Origin of the sequence: Endozoicomonas euniceicola (assembly GCF_025562755.1) — a bacterium.
Lineage (GTDB): Bacteria > Pseudomonadota > Gammaproteobacteria > Pseudomonadales > Endozoicomonadaceae > Endozoicomonas_A > Endozoicomonas_A euniceicola.
The window spans coordinates 2203877-2227386 of record NZ_CP103300.1; the positions used below are offsets into that span (position 1 = coordinate 2203877).

Consider the following 23510-nt stretch of genomic DNA (forward strand, 5'->3'; position numbering starts at 1 on the left):
AAAATGATGTCAAACCCAATAAAACGCAGCAGTGACTGTCCCCCAATCAGGTGCGGAGGGATGTCAATACAATCTCTGTAGCCCACAACCGAAACTTCGATCCAGATAGTATTAACAGGTTCATTCAGATACTGACAATCCTGTCTCAAGACAATACTTCACCCCATCAGCCAGCTCATCCAGCTGCTGCTGGAGGCGAGGCGTAATCCATGGAGTCAGAAGCCACTTCCCCAGCAATCCAAAGCGGGGGCGAACAGTGAGGGTAATCGCCAAACCCGTTTGCAGTCCCTGCTCATCATCCGGTTCAATACGATAACGTGTTTCCATGTCGTGAAACGGGAGAAAAAACGAAACGTCGTTAAGCCGGAGCACATAGCCCTGTCCATCATCCCACTCAATCACTTGTTCCTGTACTGTCCCCTGGTTTTCCAGCCAGGCAATACGCTGAACACCTTCGCCCGTTTTCTGATCCGTCGTGATCTCACTGTCGTTAACAAACGGAACGTAGTGTTGTACCTGCGGCAAGTCAGACAGCTGTTGCCACACTTCAGCGACTGGCTCACGAATCAGTGACTGGGACTGCAGCCGGATACGTGGATTGTTTTCCGGCACTGATAGGAATAACAACATCACAATGAGTAAAAAAAACGCACAGGCCTTTTTCATCCGTTGAGTCCCTTTGGCTATTAAATGCGCTGTTGAAAGTTATCGTCCCCGCAAAAACAGCTTATCCAGCTGATCCATTGTCAGCATAGTCCAGGTTGGGCGTCCATGGTTACACTGACCACTGCGTTCCGTCTGCTCCATGTCTCGCAGTAGCGCATTCATCTCCTCGATAGATAAACGACGATTCGCCCTTACCGAGCCATGGCAGGCCATGGTGGCAAGGATTTCATTGATCTGGGATTCAACCCGGTCACTATCACCATGCTGTGACAGGTCAGCCAGCACATCACGCACCAGCTTATCCACGTCGGCATTCTGCAACATGACCGGCACCTGACGCACCAGCAGCGTTTCCGGCCCCATGCGTTCAAGCGCTAACCCCAGCTTTTCAAAGTAACCCGTAAACTCTTCGGCAGTGTCAGCTTCCCGGTCACTGACCGCTATAGATTTTGGCACCAGTAAGGGTTGAGCTTTTATGCCATCAGCATGCCAGGCGACCTTCATGCGTTCATAAGTGATGCGCTCATGGGCGGCGTGCATATCCACCAGCACCATGCCCTGTTCATTTTCAGACAGGATATAAATACCTTTCAGCTGCGCCACGGCAAAACCCAGTGGCGGCATACCCGGGGCATCAGACGCAGGCAGAGGGTCATTGACATCGGTAACGGCTGGACGGGTTGCAGCAGGCACGTAATCCGGCACAGCTGACTCACCTACCGCAGCGGGCCGGGATGATGCACTCACTGCCGCAGGGGTTGCAGCAGCAGAATACAGCTCGCTGTAAGCCTGTAGATGCTTCTGGATTTGCGCCGAATCTGGCGCGCGTTCAATAGTCCGGTTAAAGCCTCCGCCCCCTGCCGATGAGCCAGTGGAAGCAAAGCCTGCCTGCCCGGAAGGTTTGGGGGCGGTTGTCAGGGAGATATTCTCCTGTCTCTGAAACTCTCCCGCTTCGACGCCAGTCGCCTGTGGTTGGGTCTGGGTCAAGGTGGAGGGAGGCAGTTGCGCATCGGGTGTTACTTCTCCCAGAGCCCGGTGCAAAGTACTGAACAGAAAGTTATGCACGGTTCGCCCGTCACGAAAACGGACTTCGTGCTTGGTCGGGTGCACATTGACATCGACCATGGACGGGTCCAGCTCAAGGTACAGAACAAACGTTGGGTGACGACCGCTGTACAGCACATCACGGTAAGCCTGTCGAACCGCATGAGCGACCAGCTTATCCCTGATCACACGACCGTTGACGAAGAAATACTGCAAGTCGGCGCTGGAACGGGAGAAGGTTGGCAGCCCAACCCAGCCCCAGAGCTTCAGACCCGATGCCTCAACATCCACAATAACAGCATTCTCAATGAATTTAGGGCTGCACAACGAAGCAACCCGCCGGTCTTTCTCGGCCTGAGTGGTCGCCGGACGCAGCTGGTGAATGCTACGCTGGTTATGCCGCAGGGTAAAACCCACATCAAAGCGGGACAGTGCCAGACGCTTTACCACTTCTTCCAAATGAGAAAATTCGGTTTTTTCAGTACGTAGAAATTTACGCCGGGCCGGTGTATTGAAAAACAGGTCTTTGACTTCCAGCGTGGTGCCAACAGGATGCGGAGCCGGGTTTACAATGGCATCCATATCCCGTCCTTCGGTACGAACCTGCCAGCCGGACTCCTGCCCCTCTGAATTCGATGTCAGCGTCAGCCTTGCAACAGAACTGATGGAGGCCAGGGCTTCACCACGAAAACCCAGGGTTGCCACGCCTTCCAGATCTTCCAGTTCAGAGATTTTACTGGTGGCATGGCGGGACAATGCCAGCGCAAGATCATTTTTACCAATCCCGTGACCGTCATCGCGGATACGGATCAGCTTCACGCCACCACTCTCCACTTCAACCGTTACCCGTTTTGCACCTGCGTCCAGACTGTTTTCCAGCAACTCTTTAACAACGGAGGCCGGGCGTTCAACCACCTCTCCGGCAGCGATCTGGTTGGCAAGGCGGTTGTCCAGCAGGCGGATTGGCTTCATGTTTCAGTGTTATTCCGGATTAAATCAAAGTCTTCAGAAAATGACCGACGAACACGGCAAAAAAGGTTAATTCGTTTGACAGTTTCCCGGCAATAGAATGACACCCCTGCGAACGGTATTCCTGTTCGGATTGGTTAACAGCCGGTCTGTTTCAGCAGGATCAGCATTTTCTGTACGGTTTCGTCTGTTAAATAATCGCAAGGCTCGCCGTGAAATTCCAGCCATACAGCCTGGTGGTCTTTCACCTTGCACCCAGATGACATTTATGGTGTCCCAGGGTCTGATATCTGAGGCATACTCTCTTCCTGCAAAAGTGGATAACAATACAGACTCTGGATCATCGAAATTTCCATAAACCGTCATTCTGAATGTCAGCACCAGAGGCGGAGCATTTACTGAAAGCCGCCTGCCGTCTATCCGCACAAAATCCCAGGCGATATGCGGATGATTTTCATTGGCAGAAGATAAAAAATTCGAAATACGCCCAGCCCATTGATATGAATAGAGGTCAGCAGCTGACCCAATATTAAAACGAACAATATAAGAGCCAGCCTGATAGTCACCAGGGTTAACCCCTTGCCCCGGCCTTATGGAGAGCAGACCCCGAGAGCCCAGTTCAGTGCGGACTATATCAGCGTAACAGGTACTAACTTCAGAAATATCAAACGCATTATAAACCGGGTCACTTACTGATGCAGGAATATACTCCGCTACTCCTCCCACTCGCAGGTAGCGGATTAGCTGCCGGGGATAATTACTTCTGAAGGAGTTAAAAACAGTGGCCTGACTCTCTGTTGTAACCCTGATCCTGATATAAACCCTGCCTTCATCACGAAAAACAAGTCCCATGAATTGCCAGCCCGTTATTACTCTTTGACGGCGTAACGCTCCCACCCACGCTCCTGCGGAAGACAAACGTTCTCCCAGCTGGTCCAGCTGGTTTACCTCAATAAATAAATCCAGCTGCCCTTCTCTCAGGGGCTCAGAGGCCGCCGATATTGTTCGTGGGCGAAAGTGACCATCAGCCCCAACCAGAAGAATGGCTCGAATGATGTCTATTAAGTGGCAGCTGTATTCGGTGTAATCCAAGTCCATTAGTCCTGCGCCACCATTGAAAGTGAAATAGGGAAAATTATTGGTTCGCATAGTTCCGGGCGAAACTTGACGTACGTTTATCCCTGCGTGTTCCTGCAGCCAGCCTTCATTCAGTCGCCTGTTTGTCAGGATATAAACACTACCTGTACTTTCTATTTCTCTGCCTGCCAGAGAAACTCTGCTGAAATATTCTGTCGCCTGCAACATGGGAGGCATGACAGTAAAAAGAATAAAACAAAGCAAGCTCACCCTGATCCATAAAATCGACCAGCGACATCTTTGCATGGAGGATATCCGGTTGCAGGAGAAGGAACCGATAATATAGATACTTTTTTACGCTTCATGCCCATAAAGCTGCATTGGGTGGATGGAAGGGATATAGCTGCCGGAGAATCCGGCAGCTATATCCCATACAGTAACGATTATTTTCAACGCTTAATTGGGAATCACCAGCACCTGGCCGGTACGGATACGACTGGCACTGCTGATCTGGTTAGCGCGTTTGAGAGAGTTCAGGCTCACATCAAAACGCTGGGCAATTTCTGACAACGTATCACCGGCCTGGATGACGTACTGATCGGGTCGGATGTTAATGCGCCCTTCGCGTTTCAGTCGAGCCACTAATGTATCGACTGGCGGTTTTTTGTAGAAGTAATGGGTTAGCCCCTTATGAATCTTCAGAGCCATGGCTTGCTGATGGCTTCGGGTTTTCAGCTTGCGGCTCTCTTGCGGATTGGTGATAAATCCGGTTTCCACAAGAATGGATGGAATATCCGGGGACTTCAGTACCGCAAAACCGGCCTGTTCCACCTGCTTCTTATGCAGGCGGTTAATACCGCCTATGTTTCTCAACACTTTATCCCCCACCTCAAGGCTGGCAGACAATGTTGAAGTCATCGACAAATCCAGCAGCACGCTGGCCAACACCTCATCTTTATCATTCAGGGATATGCCGCCCTCGCCGCCTATCTGGTCAGAAGAGTTCTCTTTCTTTGCCAGCCAGCGTGCCGTTTCAGACGTAGCACCCGTGCGGGACAGGGCAAATACCGAAGCACCATGAGCCCGGCGATCCGTAAAGCCATCCGCATGGACAGACACAAACAAGTCTGCGCCGGCATTACGGGCAATGACGGTCCGCCGACGTAAGGGGATGTAATAGTCACCGGTTCGAACCAGAACCGCCTTAAAGCCCTGTTCACGATTAATGAGTTTTGCCAGCTTACGGGAAATCTGCAGAACAATATCTTTTTCATAGCCACCACCATGGGCAATGGCTCCCGGGTCTTCACCACCGTGGCCGGGGTCAATAGCAATAATGATATCCCGATCTTTGGCAATGGCCGGTGGAACAACAGGTTTCGGTGCCGCTGTGCCGGTATCAAACAGGTCGATCACCAGACGATGGCCGTATGTGGCATAAGGCTTTAGCAGAAAGCTTTCCGGCTTTACTCTGGTATTCAGATCCAGAACCACCCGCAGGTCGTTTTTGTTCTTAACACCATACCGTATGTTTTTTACCGGCGTATTCTTCAGGCTGGGCTTAGAAACGGAGGAGCCACGAGAAGCTCCCTTGATATCAATCACCAACCGGTTAGGATTGCTTAGGGTAAAACTGTTGTGGGAAACTTCTCCCGAAACGTCAAACACCAACCGTGTTTTATCAGGGGATCGCCAGAGTCGTATATCTCTGATCACCTTACTGGCCGCCAGAACAATTTCTGCCTTCAGTAACGACAGACCCAGTGCCAGCTTTGCACCTGTGGCAACAAACTGACGACGACTGTTTTTTAATGCCTTCGGTTCAGAGCCTGATTGACGGAAACGGTTGAGTAATAGCCCAAGGATCCCTGGCTTTATTGACATTTACCCTCCTGCATCCTTGCCAGCATCACTGCCCCCCTGGTCGTGCCTGCGACGATGGTCGCCTTTCTTCCTGGTAAATTATAATCAAGCCTTACTTCCAGATCGGCGTCAGGCAGAGCGCCCACTCCCCGGCCTGGCCACTCAATCAGGCAGATGCCCGCTTCGGAAAAATAATCCCGCCCGCCAATAAACTCCAGTTCTTCAGGGTCTGCCAGACGGTACAAATCAAAATGATAAATAAGCTGACCATTAATACGATAGGGTTCAACTAAAGTGTAAGTGGGGCTCTTAACCGCTCCCTGGTGTCCAAAATGCTTCAGAATACCCCGACAGAGTGTTGTTTTTCCTGCCCCCAGGTCACCGTGGAGATAAATAACTGCCTCACCCTCAGTAGCCAGTGCCAGGGAAGTCCCCAGCCGAACCATGGCATCCTCATCATCGATCAGCAGGTCTACCTGCTTATTATGTACATGTTTCCGCATCGCTTTTTCTTGCATAGCTTTGTGCATCGTCCGCGACAATACTTCCTCGATTTTTTACTGCCTGACCGGTTAACTCATTGAGCTGCTGCCGGATAAAAGGAATCGTATCCGTTGCCAGCAAACCGGTTTCACCCTGTTGCCATGCCAGCGTATCTGCACCACTGGCATGCAGCCAGACACCCAGTCTGGCTGCATCATAAACTGGTAGATTCTGCGCCAGTAGCGCCCCGATAACACCACTGAGCACATCCCCCATACCTGCCACAGCCATACCGGGATTTCCGGCAGAGCACAGGCTGGTTTGCTGTTCATACTGAATCAGGCTACCAGCGCCTTTTAAAACGACACACGCATTGTATGTTGCAGACAAACTGGCGACAGCGGCAAAACGATCCTTCTGCACGGACCCGGTATCCGTTTTCAGCAACCGGGCCGCTTCGCCCGGATGGGGAGTAAGCATCATCGGAAACTTTCGCGCCCGACGCAATTGGGAATGCTCCGATAACAGGTTCAGTGCATCAGCATCCAGTACGACGGGCACATCTGCATTCAGGGCCTCATCCACAAGGTCATACGCCCAGGAGTCAGTACCTATACCAGGCCCTGCGACAATGACTGTTTTGTCATGCAGTAAGGATTGTAAATCTACCCTGCTGCCAACTCCCACAGCCATTACCTCTGGCCGGCGAATGGCAAGAGCAGGCAGGTGCTCAGGCCGGGTCGCTACTGTCACCTTGCCCGCCCCGCAGCTTATGGCGGCCTCTGCCGCCATGATCACCGCGCCCGGCATCCCATGATTACCGCCAATGATAAGAACATGACCATAATCGCCTTTATGGGCTGTTCGTTTTCTAGGAGCCATCAGCTCTTTAAGAGCAGACTTATCCAGCCGTATAGAAGACGGTTTTAACCGGTTATAAACAACAGCAGGAACGTCCAGGTCAGTAAAGTGCAACGTGCCGCATAGCTGAGGACCATCACCCGTCAACAGCCCCTGTTTCGTGCCAATAAACGTCACCGTCAGTTCAGCCTGCACTGCTGCTCCCAGAACAGCGCCTGTGTCAGCACACAGCCCGGACGGAATATCGACGGCAACAACGGGTTTGCCGGAATGGTTTAAAGCTTCAATGGCCCGCCGGTAGTCCCCGCGAACCTCACCACTCAAGCCTGTGCCAAGCATGGCATCCACCAGAATCTCACCTGTAACCGCTGACTCATCACACCACAGAGCGATACGGATACCCTTGCTGCTGCAATACTCAAACGCCTTGCGGGCATCGCCTGTCAGTTCATCCGGATGCTTCAACGCTGTGACAGAAACAGAAATTCTACGTTCAGAAGCCAGTGCCGCAATAAGATAACCATCCCCGCCATTGTTTCCTGCGCCACAGAACACCTGCATTCCGGCATCCTGATCAAGCTGTGGATAACTCTGTAAAAGGCGGCTGAATGCCGCGTCTGCCGCTCGCCCCATCAGTTCAAAACCATCAATACCCGGATGATCGGCAACACCGCCAATCGCCAGTCTGTCCAGTTGACGAACCTGCTCAGCGGTGTAAAGTTGTTGTGGTAAACGGCGCATACGGATATCCCCGCACTTGATCTGAACCGGCTAACTCCGATTCACTAAATAGTATTCAATTGATTATATCCCCAAGAATCCGTGTCAAAGAACCCAGCTAACCCAGAATTTACCCAGCGATCTATGCAGCAAGCTGACCAGCAAGACCTTGAACCGGTTTCTGCAGAGATTGACTTTGCCCGGCTGGCCGACCAGATTCGTCAGTGGGGGCGGGAGCTGGGTTTTCAGGCAGTGGGCATATCTGAAGGTAAAGTACCCGAACAGGACCAGCAACACTTCAAGGAGTGGCTGGCCCTGGGCTTCAATGGTGACCTGGATTATATGGAGCGGAACCAGGACCTCCGTTTCAATCCCGAATCGCTGCATCCCGGTATGATTCGCATCATTTCGGTACGGATGGATTATCTGCCTGCGGACACAGAGACCGTAAAAATCCTTGGTGAACCAGAAAAAGCCTATGTGTCCCGCTATGCACTCGGACGTGATTATCATAAGCTGATCCGCAAACGCCTGACCCAGCTGGGAAAAAGGATTGAAGCTGCCGTTGGCGAACACGGTTACCGGGCTTTTGTCGATAGCGCCCCGGTGATGGAGCGCCCCCTGGCGCAACTGGCGGGACTTGGCTGGACCGGAAAGCATTCATTGATTATCAACCGGCAGGCCGGATCGTTCTTTTTTCTGGGCGAACTGTTCACCAATCTGCCGTTGCCGGTGGATGAACCCTACAGCAAGAACCATTGCGGACGCTGTTCGTCCTGTATGGACAACTGCCCGACCGGTGCCATTGTTGAACCCTACCGCATTGACGCCCGCAAATGCATTTCCTATCTCACCATTGAAAACAGTGGGCCCATTCCCATAGAACTGCGCAGCAAGATGGGCAACCGGATTTTTGGCTGTGATGATTGTCAGCTGGCCTGCCCCTGGAACCGTTTTGCCAAACCGACTCAGGAAAGTGATTTTCGGCCCAGGCACTCATTAGATTCTGTGGAGCTTGCTGATCTGTTTCTGTGGACAGAAGAAGAGTTTCTGGAACGTACCGCAGGTTCAGCCATCCGGCGGGCAGGTTTTGAGTGCTGGTTGCGTAACATTGCGGTCGGGCTGGGCAATGCGCCTGGCAGCGATAAAGTCGTTCAGGCATTACTGGCCCGAAAAGACTATCCATCGGAACTGGTGCGGGAGCATGTACTTTGGGCTTTGGAGCAACATACGGAGCAGTGACGAAACTTTTCCTGAAAATAAGTGACTAATTAGACACATCCAAAACCAATTAGGGAAAAATCATATGGTTCCTTTCAAGCCCGGCGCGTCAGCAAAGAGTCTGGAGAATGCGGCTAAATACGGCTATACCAAAATCGTTGAACTCAATCTGTCCCGAGGTATTCATCCCAGCGAGTCGCCAGAAGCACTAGTGCAGGCTGCTTCCAACGGACATACCGAGATCATCAACATTCTGCTGGAAAACGGTGCCAGGCCCAGCGAGTCGCCAGAAGCACTAGTGCAGGCTGCTTCCAACGGACATACCGAGATCGTCAACATTCTGCTGGAAAACGGTGCCAGGCCCAGCGAGTCGCCAGAAGCACTAGCGCAGGCTGCTTCCAACGGACATACCAAGATCGTCAACATCCTGCTGGAAAACGGTGCCAGGCCCAGCGAGTCGCCAAAAGCACTAGTGCAGGCTGCTTCCAACGGACATACCGAGATCGTCAACATTCTGCTGGAAAACGGTGCCAGGCCCAGCGAGTCGCCAAAAGCTCTGGAGTCGGCAGTTTCTAGAGGAAATATCGATATTGTCAACATTCTGCTGGAAAACGGTGCCAGGCCCAGCGAGTCGCCAAAAGCACTAGTGCAGGCTGCTTCCATAGGACATACCAAGATCGTCAATATCCTGCTGGCCTACGGTGTCCAGCCCAGCCAGTTACAAGAAGCTCTGGATTTTGCTGCTTCCATAGGACGTAACGAGATCGTCAAAACCCTGCTGGCCAACGGTGCCCAGCCCAGCCTGTCATCAGAAATGCAGAAGCTGGCAATTTCCGACGGACATGGCAGGAACGTCCAGATTGTCGAGACTGCCAAAAATCATGCCTTAATGTCAGGACAAACAAAATCTCTGTGTTTACAAGCCCGTAACGCCATTCGTACTCTGCTGATCAATAATCCGGCCAACGCTGATCAATCACTGAAGAAGGTGATCTACTCTCTGCCCCTGCCCACCCCGATGAAAAACTATTTGTTTGAAGCTCTGTGACCCAATGGCACTGACTTAAGCACGAAAGGCCGGAAGACAAAGGCTCAGAGCGTAGCAGAGGTAATCAAAAATCACTCTGCTCCGGCCATTCCCTGAAAAAGTAAACCTATAAATAAGGAACTGTAAGTATTACTGGTGCGGGAGCATGTGCTTTGGGCTTTGGAGCAACATTCTGAGCAGTGAGGAACTTTTCCTGAAAATAAGTGACAAACCTGACACTTCTAAAACCAATTAGGGAGAAATTATATGGTTCCTGCCAAGCTCGGCTCGATAACGGGTCTGGTGGATGCGACTAGAGACGGTAATACCCAAGTCGTTGAATACTTTATGTCCCGAGGTGTTGATCTCTACTATTCGCCACAAGCTCTGAAGGAGGCAGCTTCAAGGGGACATACCGAGATCGTCAAAATTCTGCTGAAAAACGGTGCCAAGCCCAGCGAGTCGCCAAAAGCTCTGGAGGAGGCAGCTGCAAGGGGACATACCGAGATCGTCAAAATTCTGCTGAAAAACGGTGCCAAGCCCAGCGAGTCGCCAAAAGCTCTGAAGTCGGCAGCTTTAAACGGACGTACCGAGATCGTCAACATTCTGCTGGAAAACGGTGCCAAGCCCAGCGAGTCGCCAAAAGCTCTGAAGGAGGCAGCTTCAAGGGGACATACCGAGATCGTCAAAATTCTGCTGAAAAACGGTGCCAAGCCCAGCGAGTCGCCAAAAGCTCTGGAGTTGGCAGCTTTAAATGGACGTACCGAGATCGTCAACGCTCTGCTGGAAAAAGGTGCCAAGCTCAGCGAGTCGCCAAGAGCTATGAGGAACGCAATCTCAAACAACCATAAGAATATCTTCTACGCTCTGCTGGACAAAGAGGCCGAGCCTGGCAACTTATCACAAGAACTGGAGGTTGCAGCCGAATTTGGACGTACCAAGATCGTCAACATTTTGCTGAACAAAGGTGTCAAGCCCAGCAAGTCGCCAGAAGCTCTGGAGGGGGCAGCTTCAAGAGGACATATCGAGATCGTCAAGATTCTGCTGGAAAACGGTGCCAAGCCCAGCGAGTCGCCAAAAGCTCTGGAGCGGGCAGCTTTACATAGACATCTCGATATCGTCAAGATTCTGCTGGAAAACGGTGCCAAGCCCAGCGAGTCGCCAAATGCTCTGGAGGAGGCAGCTTTAAACGGACATACCGGGATCGTCAAAATTCTGCTGGAATACGGTGCCAAGCCCAGCGAGTCGCCAAATGCTCTGGAGTGGGCAGTTTTAAATAGACGTAGCAAGATCGTCAAGATTCTGCTGGAAAACGGTGCCAAGCCCAGCGCGTCGCCAAATGCTCTGGAGTTGGCAGCTTTAAATGGATCTCTCGATATCGTCAACGCTCTGCTGGACAGAGGTGCCAAGCCCAGCGATTCGCCAAAAGCTCTGGAGGAGGCAGCCTTAAATGGACATCTCGATATCGTCAATACCCTGCTGGCCTACGGTGTCCAGCCCAGCCAGTTACAAAAAGCTCTGGATCTGGCTGCTTCCAATGGGCATAACGAGGTCGTCAAAACCCTGCTGGCCAACGGTGCCCAGCCCTGCCTGTCATCAGAAATGCATGAGCTGGCAATGTCCGACGGACATGGCAGGACCGTCCAGATTGTCGAGACTGCCAAAAATCATGCCTTAATGCCAGGACAAGCAAAATCTCTGTGTTTACAAGCCCGTAACGCCATTCGTACTCTGCTGATCAATAATCCGGCCAACGCTGATCAATCACTGAAGAAGGTGATCTACTCTCTGCCCCTGCCCACCCCTGTGAAAAACTATTTGTTTGAAGCTCTGTGACCCAATGGCACTGACTTAAGTACGAAAGGCCGGAAGACAAAGGCTCAGAGCGTAGCAGAGGTAATCAAAAATCACTCTGCTCCGGCCATTCCCTGAAAAAGTAAACCTATAAATAAAGAACTGTAAGTATTACTGGTGCGGGAGCATGTGCTTTGGGCTTTGGAGCAACATTCTGAGCAGTGAGGAACTTTTCCTGAAAATAAGTGACAAACCTGACACTTCTAAAACCAATTAGGTAGAAATTATATGGTTCCTGTCAAGCTCGGCTCGATAACGGGTCTGGTGGATGCGACTAGAGACGGTAATACCCAAGTCGTTGAATACTTTATGTCCCGAGGTGTTGATCTCTACTATTCGCCACAAGCTCTGAAGGAGGCAGCTTCAAGGGGACATACCGAGATCGTCAAAATTCTGCTGAAAAACGGTGCCAAGCCCAGCGAGTCGCCAAAAGCTCTGGAGGAGGCAGCTGCAAGGGGACATACCGAGATCGTCAAAATTCTGCTGAAAAACGGTGCCAAGCCCAGCGAGTCGCCAAAAGCTCTGAAGTCGGCAGCTTTAAACGGACGTACCGAGATCGTCAACATTCTGCTGGAAAACGGTGCCAAGCCCAGCGAGTTGCCAAAAGCTCTGAAGTCGGCAGCTTTGAATGGACGTACCGAGATCGTCAACATTCTGCTGGAAAACGGTGCCAAGCCCAGCGAGTCGCCAAAAGCTCTGGAGTTGGCAGCTTTAAATGGACATACCGAGATAGTCAACATTCTGCTGAAAAACGGTGCCAAGCTCAGCGATTCGCCAAAAGCTCTGGAGTGGGCAGCCTCAAATGGACATCTCAATATCGTCAACGCTCTGCTGGACAGAGGTGCCAAGCCCAGCGAGTCGCCAAAAGCTCTGGCGCAGGCAGCCTCAAATGGACATCTCGATATCGTCAACGCTCTGCTGGACAGAGGTGCCAAGCCCAGCAATTCGCCAGGAGCTCTGGAGTGGGCAGCCTCAAATGGACATCTCGATATCGTCAATACCCTGCTGGCCTACGGTGTCCAGCCCAGCCAGTTACAAAAAGCTCTGGATCTGGCTGCTTCCAAAGGGCATAACGAGGTCGTCAAAACCCTGCTGGCCAACGGTGCCCAGCCCAGCCTGTCATCAGAAATGCATGAGCTGGCAATTTCCGACGGACATGGCAGGACCGTCGAGATTGTCGAGGCGGCCAAAAATCATGCCTTAATGCCAGGACAAGCAAAATCTCTGTGTTTACAAGCCCGTAACGCCATTCGTACTCTGCTGATCAATAATCCGGCCAATGCTGATCAATCACTGAAGAAGGCGATCTACTCTCTGCCCCTGCCCACCCCGATGAAAAACTATTTGTTTGAAGCTCTGTGACCCAATGGCACTGACTTAAGCACGAAAGGCCGGAAGACAAAGGCTCAGAGCGTAGCAGAGGTAATCAAAAATCACTCTGCTCCGGTCATTCCCTGAAAAAGTAAACCTATGAATAAAGAACTGTAAGTATTACTGGTGCGGGAGCATGTGCTTTGGGCTTTGGAGCAACATTCTGAGCAGTGAGGAACTTTTCCTGAAAATAAGTGACAAACCTGACACTTCTAAAACCAATTAGGGAGAAATTATATGTTTAATGTCAGGCGCTGCTCGTCAAATGGTCTGGTGTTTTGGGCTAGATGTGGTAATACCCAAGCCGTTGAATACTTTCTGTCCCGAGGTGCTCATCCCAACGATTCGCCAAAAGCTCTGAAGTGGGCAGCTTTAAATGGACATACCGAGATCGTCAAAATTCTGCTGAAAAACGGTGCAGATCCCAGCAAGTGCCCAAGAGCTCTGGAGTGGGCAGCCTCAGATGGACATACCGAGATCGTCAAAGCTCTGCTGGACAAAGGAGCCAAGCCCAGCGATTCGCCAGAAGCTCTGGAGTCGGCAGCTAAAAATGGACATATCGATATCGTCAACGCTCTGCTGGACAAGGGTGCCAAGCTCAGAGAGTCGCCAAGAGCTATGAAGAACGCAATCTCAAAAAGACATATCGATATCTTCAACGCTCTGCTGAACAAAGAGGCCAATCCTGACAAGTTAATACAAGAACTGTGGTTTGCAGCCTCAAATGGACATCTCGATATCGTCAACGTTCTGCTGAACAAAGGTGTCAAGCCCAACAAGTGGCCAATAGCTCTGGAGAAAGCAGCCTCAAATGGACATCTCAATATCGTCAACGCTCTGCTGGACAGAGGTGCCAAGCCCAGCGAGTCGCCAAAAGCTCTGGCGCGGGCAGCCTCAAATGGACATCTCAATATCGTCAACGCTCTGCTGGACAGAGGTGCCAAGCCCAGCAATTCGCCAGAAGCTCTGGAGTGGGCAGCCTCAAATGGACATCTCGATATCGTCAATACCCTGCTGGCCTACGGTGTCCAGCCCAGCCAGTTACAAAAAGCTCTGGATCGGGCTGCTTCCAAAGGGCGTAACGAGGTCGTCAATACCCTGCTGGCCAACGGTGCCAAGCCCAGCGAGTCGCCAAAAGCTCTGGAGGAGGCAGCTTTAAACGGACATACCGGGATCGTCAAAATTCTGCTGGAATACGGTGCCAAGCCCAGCGAGTCGCCAAAAGCTCTGGAGGAGGCAGCTTTAAACGGACATACCGGGATCGTCAAAATTCTGCTGGAATACGGTGCCAAGCCCAGCGAGTCGCCAAAAGCTCTGGAGGAGGCAGCTTTAAACGGACATACCGGGATCGTCAAAATTCTGCTGGAATACGGTGCCAAGCCCAGCGAGTCGCCAAATGCTCTGGAGTGGGCAGTTTTAAATAGACGTAGCAAGATCGTCAAGATTCTGCTGGAAAACGGTGCCAAGCCCAGTGCGTCGCCAAAAGCTCTGGAGTTGGCAGCTTTAAATGGATCTCTCGATATCGTCAACGCTCTGCTGGACAGAGGCGCCAAGCCCAGCGATTCGCCAAAAGCTCTGGAGGAGGCAGCCTCAAATGGACATCTCGATATCGTCAATACCCTGCTGGCCTACGGTGTCCAGCCCAGCCAGTTACAAAAAGCTCTGGATCTGGCTGCTTCCAAAGGGCATAACGAGGTCGTCAAAACCCTGCTGGCCAACGGTGCCCAGCCCAGCCTGTCATCAGAAATGCATGAGCTGGCAATTTCCGACGGACATGGCAGGACCGTCGAGATTGTCGAGGCGGCCAAAAATCATGCCTTAATGCCAGGACAAACAAAATCTCTGTGTTTACAAGCCCGTAACGCCATTCGTACTCTGCTGATCAATAATCCGGCCAACGCTGATCAATCACTGAAGAAGGTGATCTACTCTCTGCCCCTGCCCACCCCTATGAAAAACTATTTGTTTGAAGCTCTGTGACCCAATGGCACTGACTTAAGCACGAAAGGCCGGAAGACAAAGGCTCAGAGCGTAGCAGGGGTAATCAAAAATCACTCTGCTCCGGTCATTCCCTGAAAAAGTAAACCTATAAATAAAGAACTGTAAGTATTACTGGTGCGGGAGCATGTGCTTTCGGCTTTGGAGCAACATTCTGAGCAGTGAGGAACTTTTCCTGAAAATAAGTGACAAACCTGACACTTCTAAAACCAATTAGGGAGAAATTATATGTTTAATGTCAGGCGCTGCTCGTCAAATGGTCTGGTGTTTTGGGCTAGATGTGGTAATACCCAAGTCGTTGAATACTTTCTGTCCCGAGGTGTTCATCCCAACGATTCGCCAAAAGCTCTGAAGTGGGCAGCTTCAAATGGACATACCGAGATCGTCAAAATTCTGCTGAAAAACGGTGCAGATCCCAGCAAGTGCCCAAGAGCTCTGGAGTTGGCAGCCTTAGATGGACATACCGAGATCGTCAAAGCTCTGCTGGACAAAGGAGCCAAGCCCAGCGATTCGCCAGAAGCTCTGGAGTCGGCAGCTAAAAATGGACATATCGATATCGTCAACGCTCTGCTGGACAAGGGTGCCAAGCTTAGAGAGTCGCCAAGGGCTATGAAGAACGCAATCTCAAAAAGACATATCGATATCTTCAACGCTCTGCTGAACAAAGAGGCCAATCCTGACAAGTTAATAAAAGAACTGTGGTTTGCAGCCTCAAATGGACATCTCGATATCGTCAACGTTCTGCTGAACAAAGGTGTCAAGCCCAACAAGTGCCCAATAGCTCTGGAGAAAGCAGCCTCAAATGGACATCTCAATATCGTCAACGCTCTGCTGGACAGAGGTGCCAAGCCCAGCGAGTCGCCAAAAGCTCTGGAGAAAGCAGCCTCAAATGGACATTTCAATATCGTCAACGCTCTGCTGGACAGAGGTGCCAAGCCCAGCGATTCGCCAGGAGCTCTGGAGTGGGCAGCCTCAAATGGACATCTCGATATCGTCAATACCCTGCTGGCCTACGGTGTCCAGCCCAGCCAGTTACAAAAAGCTCTGGATCGGGCTGCTTCCAAAGGGCGTAACGAGGTCGTCAATACCCTGCTGGCCAACGGTGCCCAGCCCAGCAAGTCGCCAGAAGCTCTGGAGTCGGCAGCTTTAAATGGACATCTCGATATCGTCAAGATTCTGCTGGAAAACGGTGCCAAGCCCAGCGAGTCGCCAAAAGCTCTGGAGGAGGCAGCTTTAAATGGACATACCGGGATCGTCAACATTCTGCTGAAAAACGGTGCCAAGCCCAGCGAGTCGCCAAAAGCTCTGGAGGAGGCAGCTTCAAAGGGACATCTCGATATCGTCAACGCTCTGCTGGACAGAGGCGCCAAGCCCAGCGAGTCGCCAAAAGCTCTGGAGTCGGCAGCTTTAAATGGACATACCGGGATCGTCAACATTCTGCTGAAAAACGGTGCCAAGCCCAGCGAGTCGCCAAAAGCTCTGGAGGAGGCAGCTTCAAAGGGACATCTCGATATCGTCAACGCTCTGCTGGACAGAGGTGCCAAGCCCAGCGATTCGCCAAAAGCTCTGGAGTCGGCAGCCTCAAAAGGATATATCAAAATCGTCAATACCCTGCTGGCCTACGGTGTCCAGCCCAGCCAGTTACAAAAAGCTCTGGATCTGGCTGCTTCCAAAGGGCATAACGAGGTCGTCAAAACCCTGCTGGCCAACGGTGCCCAGCCCAGCCTGTCATCAGAAATGCATGAGCTGGCAATTTCCGACGGACATGGCAGGACCGTCGAGATTGTCGAGGCGGCCAAAAATCATGCCTTAATGCCAGGACAAACAAAATCTCTGTGTTTACAAGCCCGTAACGCCATTCGTACTCTGCTGATCAATAATCCGGCCAACGCTGATCAATCACTGAAGAAGGTGATCTACTCTCTGCCCCTGCCCACCCCGATGAAAAACTATTTGTTTGAAGCTCTGTGACCCAATGGCACTGACTTAAGCACGAAAGGCCGGAAGACAAAGGCTCAGAGCGTAGCAGGGGTAATCAAAAATCACTCTGCTCCGGTCATTCCCTGAAAAAGTAAACCTATAAATAAAGAACTGTAAGTATTACTGGTGCGGGAGCATGTGCTTTCGGCTTTGGAGCAACATTCTGAGCAGTGAGGAACTTTTCCTGAAAATAAGTGACAAACCTGACACTTCTAAAACCAATTAGGGAGAAATTATATGTTTAATGTCAGGCGCTGCTCGTCAAATGTTCTGGTGTTTTGGGCTAGATGTGGTAATACCCAAGTCGTTGAATACCTTCTGTCCCGAGGTGCTCATCCCAACGATTCGCCAAAAGCTCTGGGGTGGGCAGCTTTAAATGGACATACCGAGATCGTCAAAATTCTGCTGAAAAACGGTGCAGATCCCAGCAAGTGCCCAAGAGCTCTGGAGTGGGCAGCCTTAGATGGACATACCGAGATCGTCAAAGCTCTGCTGGACAAAGGAGCCAAGCCCAGCGATTCGCCAGAAGCTCTGGAGTCGGCAGCTAAAAATGGACATATCGATATCGTCAACGCTCTGCTGGACAAGGGTGCCAAGCTTAGAGAGTCGCCAAGGGCTATGAAGAACGCAATCTCAAAAAGACATATCGATATCTTCAACGCTCTGCTGAACAAAGAGGCCAATCCTGACAAGTTAATAAAAGAACTGTGGTTTGCAGCCTCAAATGGACATCTCGATATCGTCAACGTTCTGCTGAACAAAGGTGTCAAGCCCAACAAGTGCCCAATAGCTCTGGAGAAAGCAGCCTCAAATGGACATCTCAATATCGTCAACGCTCTGCTGGACAGAGGTGCCAAGCCCAGCGATTCGCCAAAAGCTCTGGAGTCGGCAGCCTCAAAAGGATATATCAAAATCGTCAATACCCTGCTGGCCTACGGTGTCCAGCCCAGCCAGTTACAAAAAGCTCTGGATCTGGCTGCTTCCAAAGGGCATAACGAGGTCGTCAAAACCCTGCTGGCCAACGGTGCCCAGCCCAGCCTGTCATCAGAAATGCATGAGCTGGCAATTTCCGACGGACATGGCAGGACCGTCGAGATTGTCGAGGCGGCCAAAAATCATGCCTTAATGCCAGGACAAACAAAATCTCTGTGTTTACAAGCCCGTAACGCCATTCGTACTCTGCTGATCAATAATCCGGCCAACGCTGATCAATCACTGAAGAAGGTGATCTACTCTCTGCCCCTGCCCACCCCTATGAAAAACTATTTGTTTGAACCTCTGTGACCCAATGGCACTGACTTAAGCACGAAAGGCCGGAAGACAAAGGCTCAGAGCGTAGCAGGGGTAATCAAAAATCACTCTGCTCCGGCCATTCCCTGAAAAAGTAAGCCTATGAATAAAGAACTGTAAGTATTACTGGTGCGGGAGCATGTGCTTTGGGCTTTGGAGCAACATGCTGAGCAGTGAGGAACTTTTCCTGAAAATAAGTGACTGCTCCCCACCCTATCGGGTGAGGCTTCTGATTTCTTAGGCAGCAACCGACAGTCTGCCGGATTTACGCAAGCCTCCATCAGCAGAAACGGACAGTCCTTCCGCCTTTAATTTCAATATGCCTTGCTTCTTGATATTGCGAGCTGCATTAATATCCCGGTCATGGATAGCACCACAGCTACACTCCCATGATCGGATTCTCAATGGCATTTTTTCCTGTTTCAAATCGCAGACTGAGCAAGTTTTAGAGGATGCAAACCACTGGTCTATCTTCACCAGATGTTTACCTTCCTGCTTTGCCTTGTATTCGAGTTTGGTTATCAGTGAATGCCAGCCAGCATCAGCAATAGAACGAGCAAGACGCTTGTTCTTGAGCATGTTTTTAACTTTCAGTGCCTCCACAATCACCGCTTGGTTTTCGTCGATGAGTTGTTTTGATAGCTTATGCTGAAAATCATTACGGGCAAAGGCTACACGCTCATGCGCCTTTGCCACCAATAAACGGGCTTTGTGCCTACCTTTTGAGCCTTTCTTGCAGCGAGATAGAGCCTGTTGTTTTCTTTTCAGGTTACGTTGTGCTTTTTTCAGAAAGCGAGGATTGCCAGTCTTATGGCCGGTACTGGTGATAGCCAGACCAGTAATCCCCATATCAACACCGACAACCTGATTAGCTTCAAGATTATCAATCTGTTTTGGTTGTTCCTGGGTATCATCAGCCAATATGGAGGCAAAATACTTGCCGGTTAGCGTTCTGCTCAGGGTGATAGACTTCACCTTACCCACTATTTCACGATGCACTTTAGCCCTTATGGGCTTGCACTTGGGGATTTTTATCCAGTTATCGCCCACAGAGACAGACGTACAATGGTAGCTACTTTGCTTGCCATGCTTTTTCTTGAAGCGAGGAAATCTTGCCTGCAATTTGGGATTGAAAAAGTTTTGAAAGGCCGTATCCAGATTGATAGTGGCCTGTTGCAGTGCAATAGAGTCAGCGTTTTTCAGCCATGAGTACTTTCGGCTTTTCTTGGCTTTTGCCAGCAAGGGCTTCAGGTGTTTTTTGGGAGAAAGGCTCTGCCCACGAACCTTGTAATAATGAACCTTAATAGCCAGGGCCTTGTTCCATACGAACCGCACAGCATCAAACTGACGGTCGAGAAATTCCGCCTGCTCTGATGTTGGATAGATTCGTACTTTGGTGGCTCTCAGCATGGAACGTTATTTCAGTGCTCATTAATATAAAGTTTATATTACAGGTATTTGAAAGAGGTTTTCAAGTGAGCGCACACAATAAAGATTTGCTTAAAGGGTATCTTCGCAAACGACATAGCGTTACCAAGCTGGTTGTTCATTTGGTGTTCACGACAAAGTACAGGCGAAAGCTTTTTGATGGCTATATGATCAAGCAGTTACGGGAGTCGTTCGAGAGTGCATGTGAAAAACTGGAATGCCAGTTACTTGAAATGGATGGCGAAAAAGATCACGTACACCTGTTGGTGGCCTACCCACCAAAACTGGCTATCAGTGTCATGGTAAATAATCTCAAATCAACATCATCAAGACGGTTGCGAATGCTCAATACCCACCTTACTGCTCAGAGCAAAGCAGGCTTAATGTGGTCAAGGTCTTACTTTGCTTGCAGTGCTGGCGGTGCAACTATCGAGACTCTGAAGGACTACGTTAATAGCCAGAGTACACCAGATTGATGGCGGAAGGCTCTGCGCCTTCCCGTCTTATATCCCCGCCCGCATTGGGCGAGGATTTACGACGATTTTGTAAAAAGCCGGTACATGAAAAGGCAAAACCTGAGCTTGTTGTCTAACCTCCAAACCCATGATTACTTTGCCTCCTGAAAATCTTTCCCCCAGCCTGCTTGAATACATAGTCAAGCAACAGGAGCTGATTACCCGGCAGCAAAGGCAAATTGCTCAGCTCATGGAGCAAAACGTTCAGTTGCAGGCTCGGATAGAAGTTCTGGAGGCCGAAATCATCCGCCTTAAAAAGCTCAACCCAAAACCCAACATCAAGCCAGGCTCATTGCTATTCAGGGACTACAGCCATGGGCAAGGCTTTTTTAATATCAAACCTATGTAGGTAGGCTAAGTCGTGCAAAATTATTCACAACTCTTGCAGGCAATCTTTTCACGGCTTTTTATTCTCTCCCTGTTTACTAGTTCCCTGCTTTTTGCTGACACCGGCGGTATTACTTGTGAACCCGTCAACGGTTTTACTTCGGTTTTTTCGGAAAAGGCGTTTTTAACAGACAGTCGTCGGGCGTGTTTTAAAACGGTTGACGATAACAGAACGTTTTTTTCTCTATCCTCTGCCAGTTCTGTTTTCTATTTTCTGTCAATCGTTTTTTCATATGCCGGAAAAAGCGGGGGCGACAGTACTGTTTTTCCAGCCAGACCCGGAGATGTTGGGAGCCACAAAAACCAGTGGCTGGAGGAATTACCTTCTCAGGCATCCGTTTTAAAAACATTGTTAAAAAACAGTTTGATTCCTGATGATTCTTTTTCCGGGGAAGCGAACGACAGAAAAAGAGACAAACTTGAGGGAGAGTTGGAGCTGGCGATTGCTAATTGGCAGAAACTTGTTAAAAGACCGTCTTATCCTGCCGCCGTTGTTTCTGTCAGCGATGCCGCTATGCGGGTAGTTATTACCCGGAGCGATGGCCTCCGGAATACCAGTCTGGATTCTCTGTACGAAAAGCTGATCAACATCCAGACGCAAAGCTATCTCGCACTATTGGATACTGAAGCCCTGGAGGATATTGCAGGTATTGTCACTGCTGGTCTGGTGGCTGCCGGGAGTAGTGGTGACGAAGATGATAATAATAATGACAACACTCATTACTCTTTCGATGCCGGGCCTGAGCCACTGATCCTTGTCTACGACGACAAGGAGTATCCGGAGCAGAATTCAGCGGAAGGGCTGATCAGGAAGAACCAGAGAAATAAACGATGGCTGTTAAAAATCCTCCGGAAAAAAATGCAGCAGGCCATAGCCCGGGGCCATGGTGACCTTGCCCGGATTCTTGATAACAGGGTCATGCTGATTACCGCTGACCTCGAACGCCTGAATGATTTAAGTACATCATCAACCGGAATCACGGGAAATGACCGGGGCTCCCCGGGGATTTTGTCATTCCTGAAGGCATCACTGGCTGATTATGACCGGGAGCTGCAGCAGCGTGATGATGACGCTTTGATACAGGCACTGTCTCAACATCCCGTAAGCACTGATTACCAGGGCATTTTTATTGTTTCCAGCGAATTGACCAGCGGAGAAGCACGGTTATATGCCTGGTGGCAGGATACAGCCACAGGATTCGTTTACCGTGAACTGATAAAACGGCTGGAGCAGCAGTTGCAGTCGGAAACAGACGATATTAGCGAGTCAACAGAAAAAATCGGGGCTCTGGTTGGCGGCCTCAGAGCACTGGTGCATCGATTTCGGGAGATGTCTCCGGCGAATAGCTCGTACGATGGCAGGCAGGTACCCAATCAAAATGAAAGCCACGGGCAACCCAACAAAACAGTAGCCAGTGACAAAAGCTCAGGTTCAAGCACCACGGCAAGCGGAGCCGCCTGTCAGGACAATAAGAAGAATAATGGCGAAAAAGGTGACGAAGAGGAAGGGGAAGGGGAAGACCCCCCCAACAAACATGAGCATTCATACAGCAAGACCGTCTACTGTCCGCTCTGCAAAGGGCCTTGCAACGAGGTGAAACCGGAAGCCGTTACTCTGGTATCGGGGGGGAGGCACTCAACCGCTGCAAAAGAAAATGAGAAGTTACCTTTCAAGCCCGGCGCGACAGCAGAGGGTCTGGAGAATGCGGCTAGATACGGTAATACCCAAGCCGTTGAATACTTTCTGTCCCGAGGTGTTCATCCCAACGATTCGCCAAAAGCTCTGGAGTGTGCAGCTTTAAATGGACATACCGAGATCGTCAAAGCTCTGCTGGGCAAAGGTGCCAAGCTCAGCGAGTCGCCATTCGCTATGGTGAACGCAATCTCAAACAGACATATCAATATCTTCTACGCTCTGCTGGACACAGAGGCCAATCCTGACAACTTATCATATGAACTGCGGTTTGCAGCCGCACATGAACATCTCGATATCGTCAACGTTCTGCTGGACAGAGGTGTCAAGCCCTGCGAGTGGCTAAGACCTCTGGAGTGGGCAGCCTTAAATAGACATCTCTATATCGTCAACGCTCTGCTGGACAGAGGTGCCAGGCCCAGCGATTCGCCAAAATCTCTGGAGTGGGCAGCCTCAAATGGACATCTCAATATCGTCAACGCTCTGCTGGACAAAGGTGCCAAGCCCAGCGATTCGCCAGAAGCTCTGGAGTGGGCAGCCTCAGACGGAAATATCTATATCGTCAATACCCTGCTGGCCTACGGTGTCCAGCCCAGCCAGTTACAAAAAGCTCTGGATCGGGCTGTTTCCAAAGGACATAACGAGGTCGTCAATAACCTGCTGGCCAACGGTGCCCAGCCCAGCCTGTCATCAGAAATGCATGAGCTGGCAATTTCCAGAGGACATACCAAAACCGTCGAGATTGTCGAGGCGGCCAAAAATCATGCCTTAATGCCAGGACAAGCAAAATCTCTGTGTTTACAAGCCCGTAACGCCATTCGTACTCTGCTGATCAATAATCCGGCCAACGCTGATCAATCACTGAAGAAGGTGATCTACTCTCTGCCCCTGCCCACCCATATGAAAAACTATTTGTTTGAACCTCTGTGACCCAATGGCACTGACTTAAGCACGAAAGGCCGGAAGACAAAGGCTCAGAGCGTAGCAGGGGTAATCAAAAATCACTCTGCTCCGGCCATTCCCTGAAAAAGTAAACCTATGAATAAAGAACTGTAAGTATTAC

17 protein-coding genes are annotated in these 23510 nt (G+C 50.6%); 10 read left to right on the forward strand and 7 right to left on the reverse strand.

Features of this window, described 5'->3' with window-relative positions; all coding sequences use genetic code 11:
- Positions 1-120: 120 nt before the first annotated feature.
- From NX720_RS08340 to NX720_RS08365, 6 genes are all read right to left on the reverse strand, one after another.
- Positions 121-666 carry an SRPBCC family protein gene (locus NX720_RS08340; protein ID WP_262600659.1) on the reverse strand — a complete coding sequence of 182 codons (546 nt, stop codon included), beginning with the start codon at positions 664-666 and terminating at the stop codon, positions 121-123.
- Between the two features lie 39 nt (positions 667-705).
- Positions 706-2682: a DNA mismatch repair endonuclease MutL gene (gene mutL, locus NX720_RS08345; protein ID WP_262600661.1), complete on the reverse strand. Its 1977-nt coding sequence runs from the start codon at positions 2680-2682 to the stop codon at positions 706-708.
- Positions 2683-2748: 66 nt separating this feature from the next.
- Entirely contained in the window at positions 2749-4062 is a 1314-nt protein-coding gene (locus NX720_RS08350; RefSeq protein ID WP_262600662.1) for a hypothetical protein, read from the reverse strand.
- A gap of 150 nt (positions 4063-4212) precedes the next feature.
- A complete protein-coding gene (locus tag NX720_RS08355) occupies positions 4213-5640 on the reverse strand; it encodes an N-acetylmuramoyl-L-alanine amidase (RefSeq protein WP_262600663.1) in 1428 nt (475 codons plus the stop codon).
- The gene (gene tsaE / locus NX720_RS08360; RefSeq protein WP_262600664.1) at positions 5631-6122 is read right to left on the reverse strand and encodes a tRNA (adenosine(37)-N6)-threonylcarbamoyltransferase complex ATPase subunit type 1 TsaE; all 492 of its coding nucleotides are present in this window, start codon (positions 6120-6122) and stop codon (positions 5631-5633) included. The genes NX720_RS08355 and tsaE overlap by 10 nt, the downstream gene beginning before the upstream one ends.
- Entirely contained in the window at positions 6103-7704 is a 1602-nt protein-coding gene (locus tag NX720_RS08365; RefSeq protein ID WP_262600666.1) for an NAD(P)H-hydrate dehydratase, read from the reverse strand. The genes tsaE and NX720_RS08365 overlap by 20 nt, the downstream gene beginning before the upstream one ends.
- Before the next feature lie 123 nt (positions 7705-7827).
- On the opposite strand from NX720_RS08365, the gene queG reads away from it, so the two are divergent.
- The 7 genes from queG to NX720_RS08400 all read left to right on the forward strand — a co-directional run bounded on the left by queG (position 7828) and on the right by NX720_RS08400 (position 18418).
- Positions 7828-8925, forward strand: coding sequence for a tRNA epoxyqueuosine(34) reductase QueG (gene queG / locus NX720_RS08370; RefSeq protein WP_262601553.1), 1098 nt, complete (start codon positions 7828-7830; stop codon positions 8923-8925).
- 64 nt (positions 8926-8989) lie between these two features.
- Positions 8990-9952: an ankyrin repeat domain-containing protein gene (locus NX720_RS08375; RefSeq protein WP_262600667.1), complete on the forward strand. Its 963-nt coding sequence runs from the start codon at positions 8990-8992 to the stop codon at positions 9950-9952.
- 246 nt (positions 9953-10198) lie between these two features.
- A complete protein-coding gene (locus NX720_RS08380) occupies positions 10199-11767 on the forward strand; it encodes an ankyrin repeat domain-containing protein (RefSeq protein ID WP_262600669.1) in 1569 nt (522 codons plus the stop codon).
- A gap of 246 nt (positions 11768-12013) precedes the next feature.
- Positions 12014-13147: an ankyrin repeat domain-containing protein gene (locus NX720_RS08385; protein WP_262600670.1), complete on the forward strand. Its 1134-nt coding sequence runs from the start codon at positions 12014-12016 to the stop codon at positions 13145-13147.
- Between the two features lie 246 nt (positions 13148-13393).
- Positions 13394-15136 carry an ankyrin repeat domain-containing protein gene (locus tag NX720_RS08390; RefSeq protein WP_262600671.1) on the forward strand — a complete coding sequence of 581 codons (1743 nt, stop codon included), beginning with the start codon at positions 13394-13396 and terminating at the stop codon, positions 15134-15136.
- Between the two features lie 246 nt (positions 15137-15382).
- Positions 15383-17125: an ankyrin repeat domain-containing protein gene (locus tag NX720_RS08395; protein WP_262600672.1), complete on the forward strand. Its 1743-nt coding sequence runs from the start codon at positions 15383-15385 to the stop codon at positions 17123-17125.
- 246 nt (positions 17126-17371) lie between these two features.
- The gene (locus NX720_RS08400) at positions 17372-18418 is read left to right on the forward strand and encodes an ankyrin repeat domain-containing protein (protein WP_262600673.1); all 1047 of its coding nucleotides are present in this window, start codon (positions 17372-17374) and stop codon (positions 18416-18418) included.
- A gap of 243 nt (positions 18419-18661) precedes the next feature.
- Here NX720_RS08400 and NX720_RS08405 read toward each other — a convergent pair whose 3' ends face one another.
- Complete coding sequence (locus NX720_RS08405; protein WP_262600674.1) at positions 18662-19834, reverse strand: RNA-guided endonuclease InsQ/TnpB family protein; 1173 nt, start codon at positions 19832-19834, stop codon at positions 18662-18664.
- Positions 19835-19899: 65 nt separating this feature from the next.
- On the opposite strand from NX720_RS08405, the gene tnpA reads away from it, so the two are divergent.
- From tnpA to NX720_RS08420, 3 genes are all read left to right on the forward strand, one after another.
- A complete protein-coding gene (gene tnpA / locus NX720_RS08410) occupies positions 19900-20328 on the forward strand; it encodes an IS200/IS605 family transposase (RefSeq protein WP_262595354.1) in 429 nt (142 codons plus the stop codon).
- A 127-nt stretch (positions 20329-20455) separates the two neighbouring features.
- On the forward strand, positions 20456-20716 hold the full coding sequence (locus NX720_RS08415) for a septum formation initiator family protein (protein WP_262600675.1): 261 nt from the start codon (positions 20456-20458) through the stop codon (positions 20714-20716).
- Between the two features lie 12 nt (positions 20717-20728).
- Entirely contained in the window at positions 20729-23377 is a 2649-nt protein-coding gene (locus NX720_RS08420; protein WP_262600676.1) for an ankyrin repeat domain-containing protein, read from the forward strand.
- The last annotated feature ends 133 nt before the right edge of the window (positions 23378-23510 follow it).

What these genes read in the sequence shown, in the direction of transcription:
- NX720_RS08395 (WP_262600672.1), top strand. Translation starts at nt 15,383, where the DNA reads ATGTTTAATGTCAGGCGCTGCTCGTCAAATGGTCTGGTGTTTTGGGCT.
- tsaE (WP_262600664.1), bottom strand. Translation starts at nt 6,122, where the DNA reads ATGCGGAAACATGTACATAATAAGCAGGTAGACCTGCTGATCGATGAT.
- NX720_RS08375 (WP_262600667.1), top strand. Translation starts at nt 8,990, where the DNA reads ATGGTTCCTTTCAAGCCCGGCGCGTCAGCAAAGAGTCTGGAGAATGCG.
- NX720_RS08340 (WP_262600659.1), bottom strand. Translation starts at nt 666, where the DNA reads ATGAAAAAGGCCTGTGCGTTTTTTTTACTCATTGTGATGTTGTTATTC.
- NX720_RS08380 (WP_262600669.1), top strand. Translation starts at nt 10,199, where the DNA reads ATGGTTCCTGCCAAGCTCGGCTCGATAACGGGTCTGGTGGATGCGACT.
- NX720_RS08400 (WP_262600673.1), top strand. Translation starts at nt 17,372, where the DNA reads ATGTTTAATGTCAGGCGCTGCTCGTCAAATGTTCTGGTGTTTTGGGCT.
- queG (WP_262601553.1), top strand. Translation starts at nt 7,828, where the DNA reads ATGCAGCAAGCTGACCAGCAAGACCTTGAACCGGTTTCTGCAGAGATT.
- NX720_RS08390 (WP_262600671.1), top strand. Translation starts at nt 13,394, where the DNA reads ATGTTTAATGTCAGGCGCTGCTCGTCAAATGGTCTGGTGTTTTGGGCT.
- NX720_RS08405 (WP_262600674.1), bottom strand. Translation starts at nt 19,834, where the DNA reads ATGCTGAGAGCCACCAAAGTACGAATCTATCCAACATCAGAGCAGGCG.
- NX720_RS08365 (WP_262600666.1), bottom strand. Translation starts at nt 7,704, where the DNA reads ATGCGCCGTTTACCACAACAACTTTACACCGCTGAGCAGGTTCGTCAA.
- NX720_RS08415 (WP_262600675.1), top strand. Translation starts at nt 20,456, where the DNA reads ATGATTACTTTGCCTCCTGAAAATCTTTCCCCCAGCCTGCTTGAATAC.
- NX720_RS08350 (WP_262600662.1), bottom strand. Translation starts at nt 4,062, where the DNA reads ATGCAAAGATGTCGCTGGTCGATTTTATGGATCAGGGTGAGCTTGCTT.
- mutL (WP_262600661.1), bottom strand. Translation starts at nt 2,682, where the DNA reads ATGAAGCCAATCCGCCTGCTGGACAACCGCCTTGCCAACCAGATCGCT.
- NX720_RS08385 (WP_262600670.1), top strand. Translation starts at nt 12,014, where the DNA reads ATGGTTCCTGTCAAGCTCGGCTCGATAACGGGTCTGGTGGATGCGACT.
- NX720_RS08355 (WP_262600663.1), bottom strand. Translation starts at nt 5,640, where the DNA reads ATGTCAATAAAGCCAGGGATCCTTGGGCTATTACTCAACCGTTTCCGT.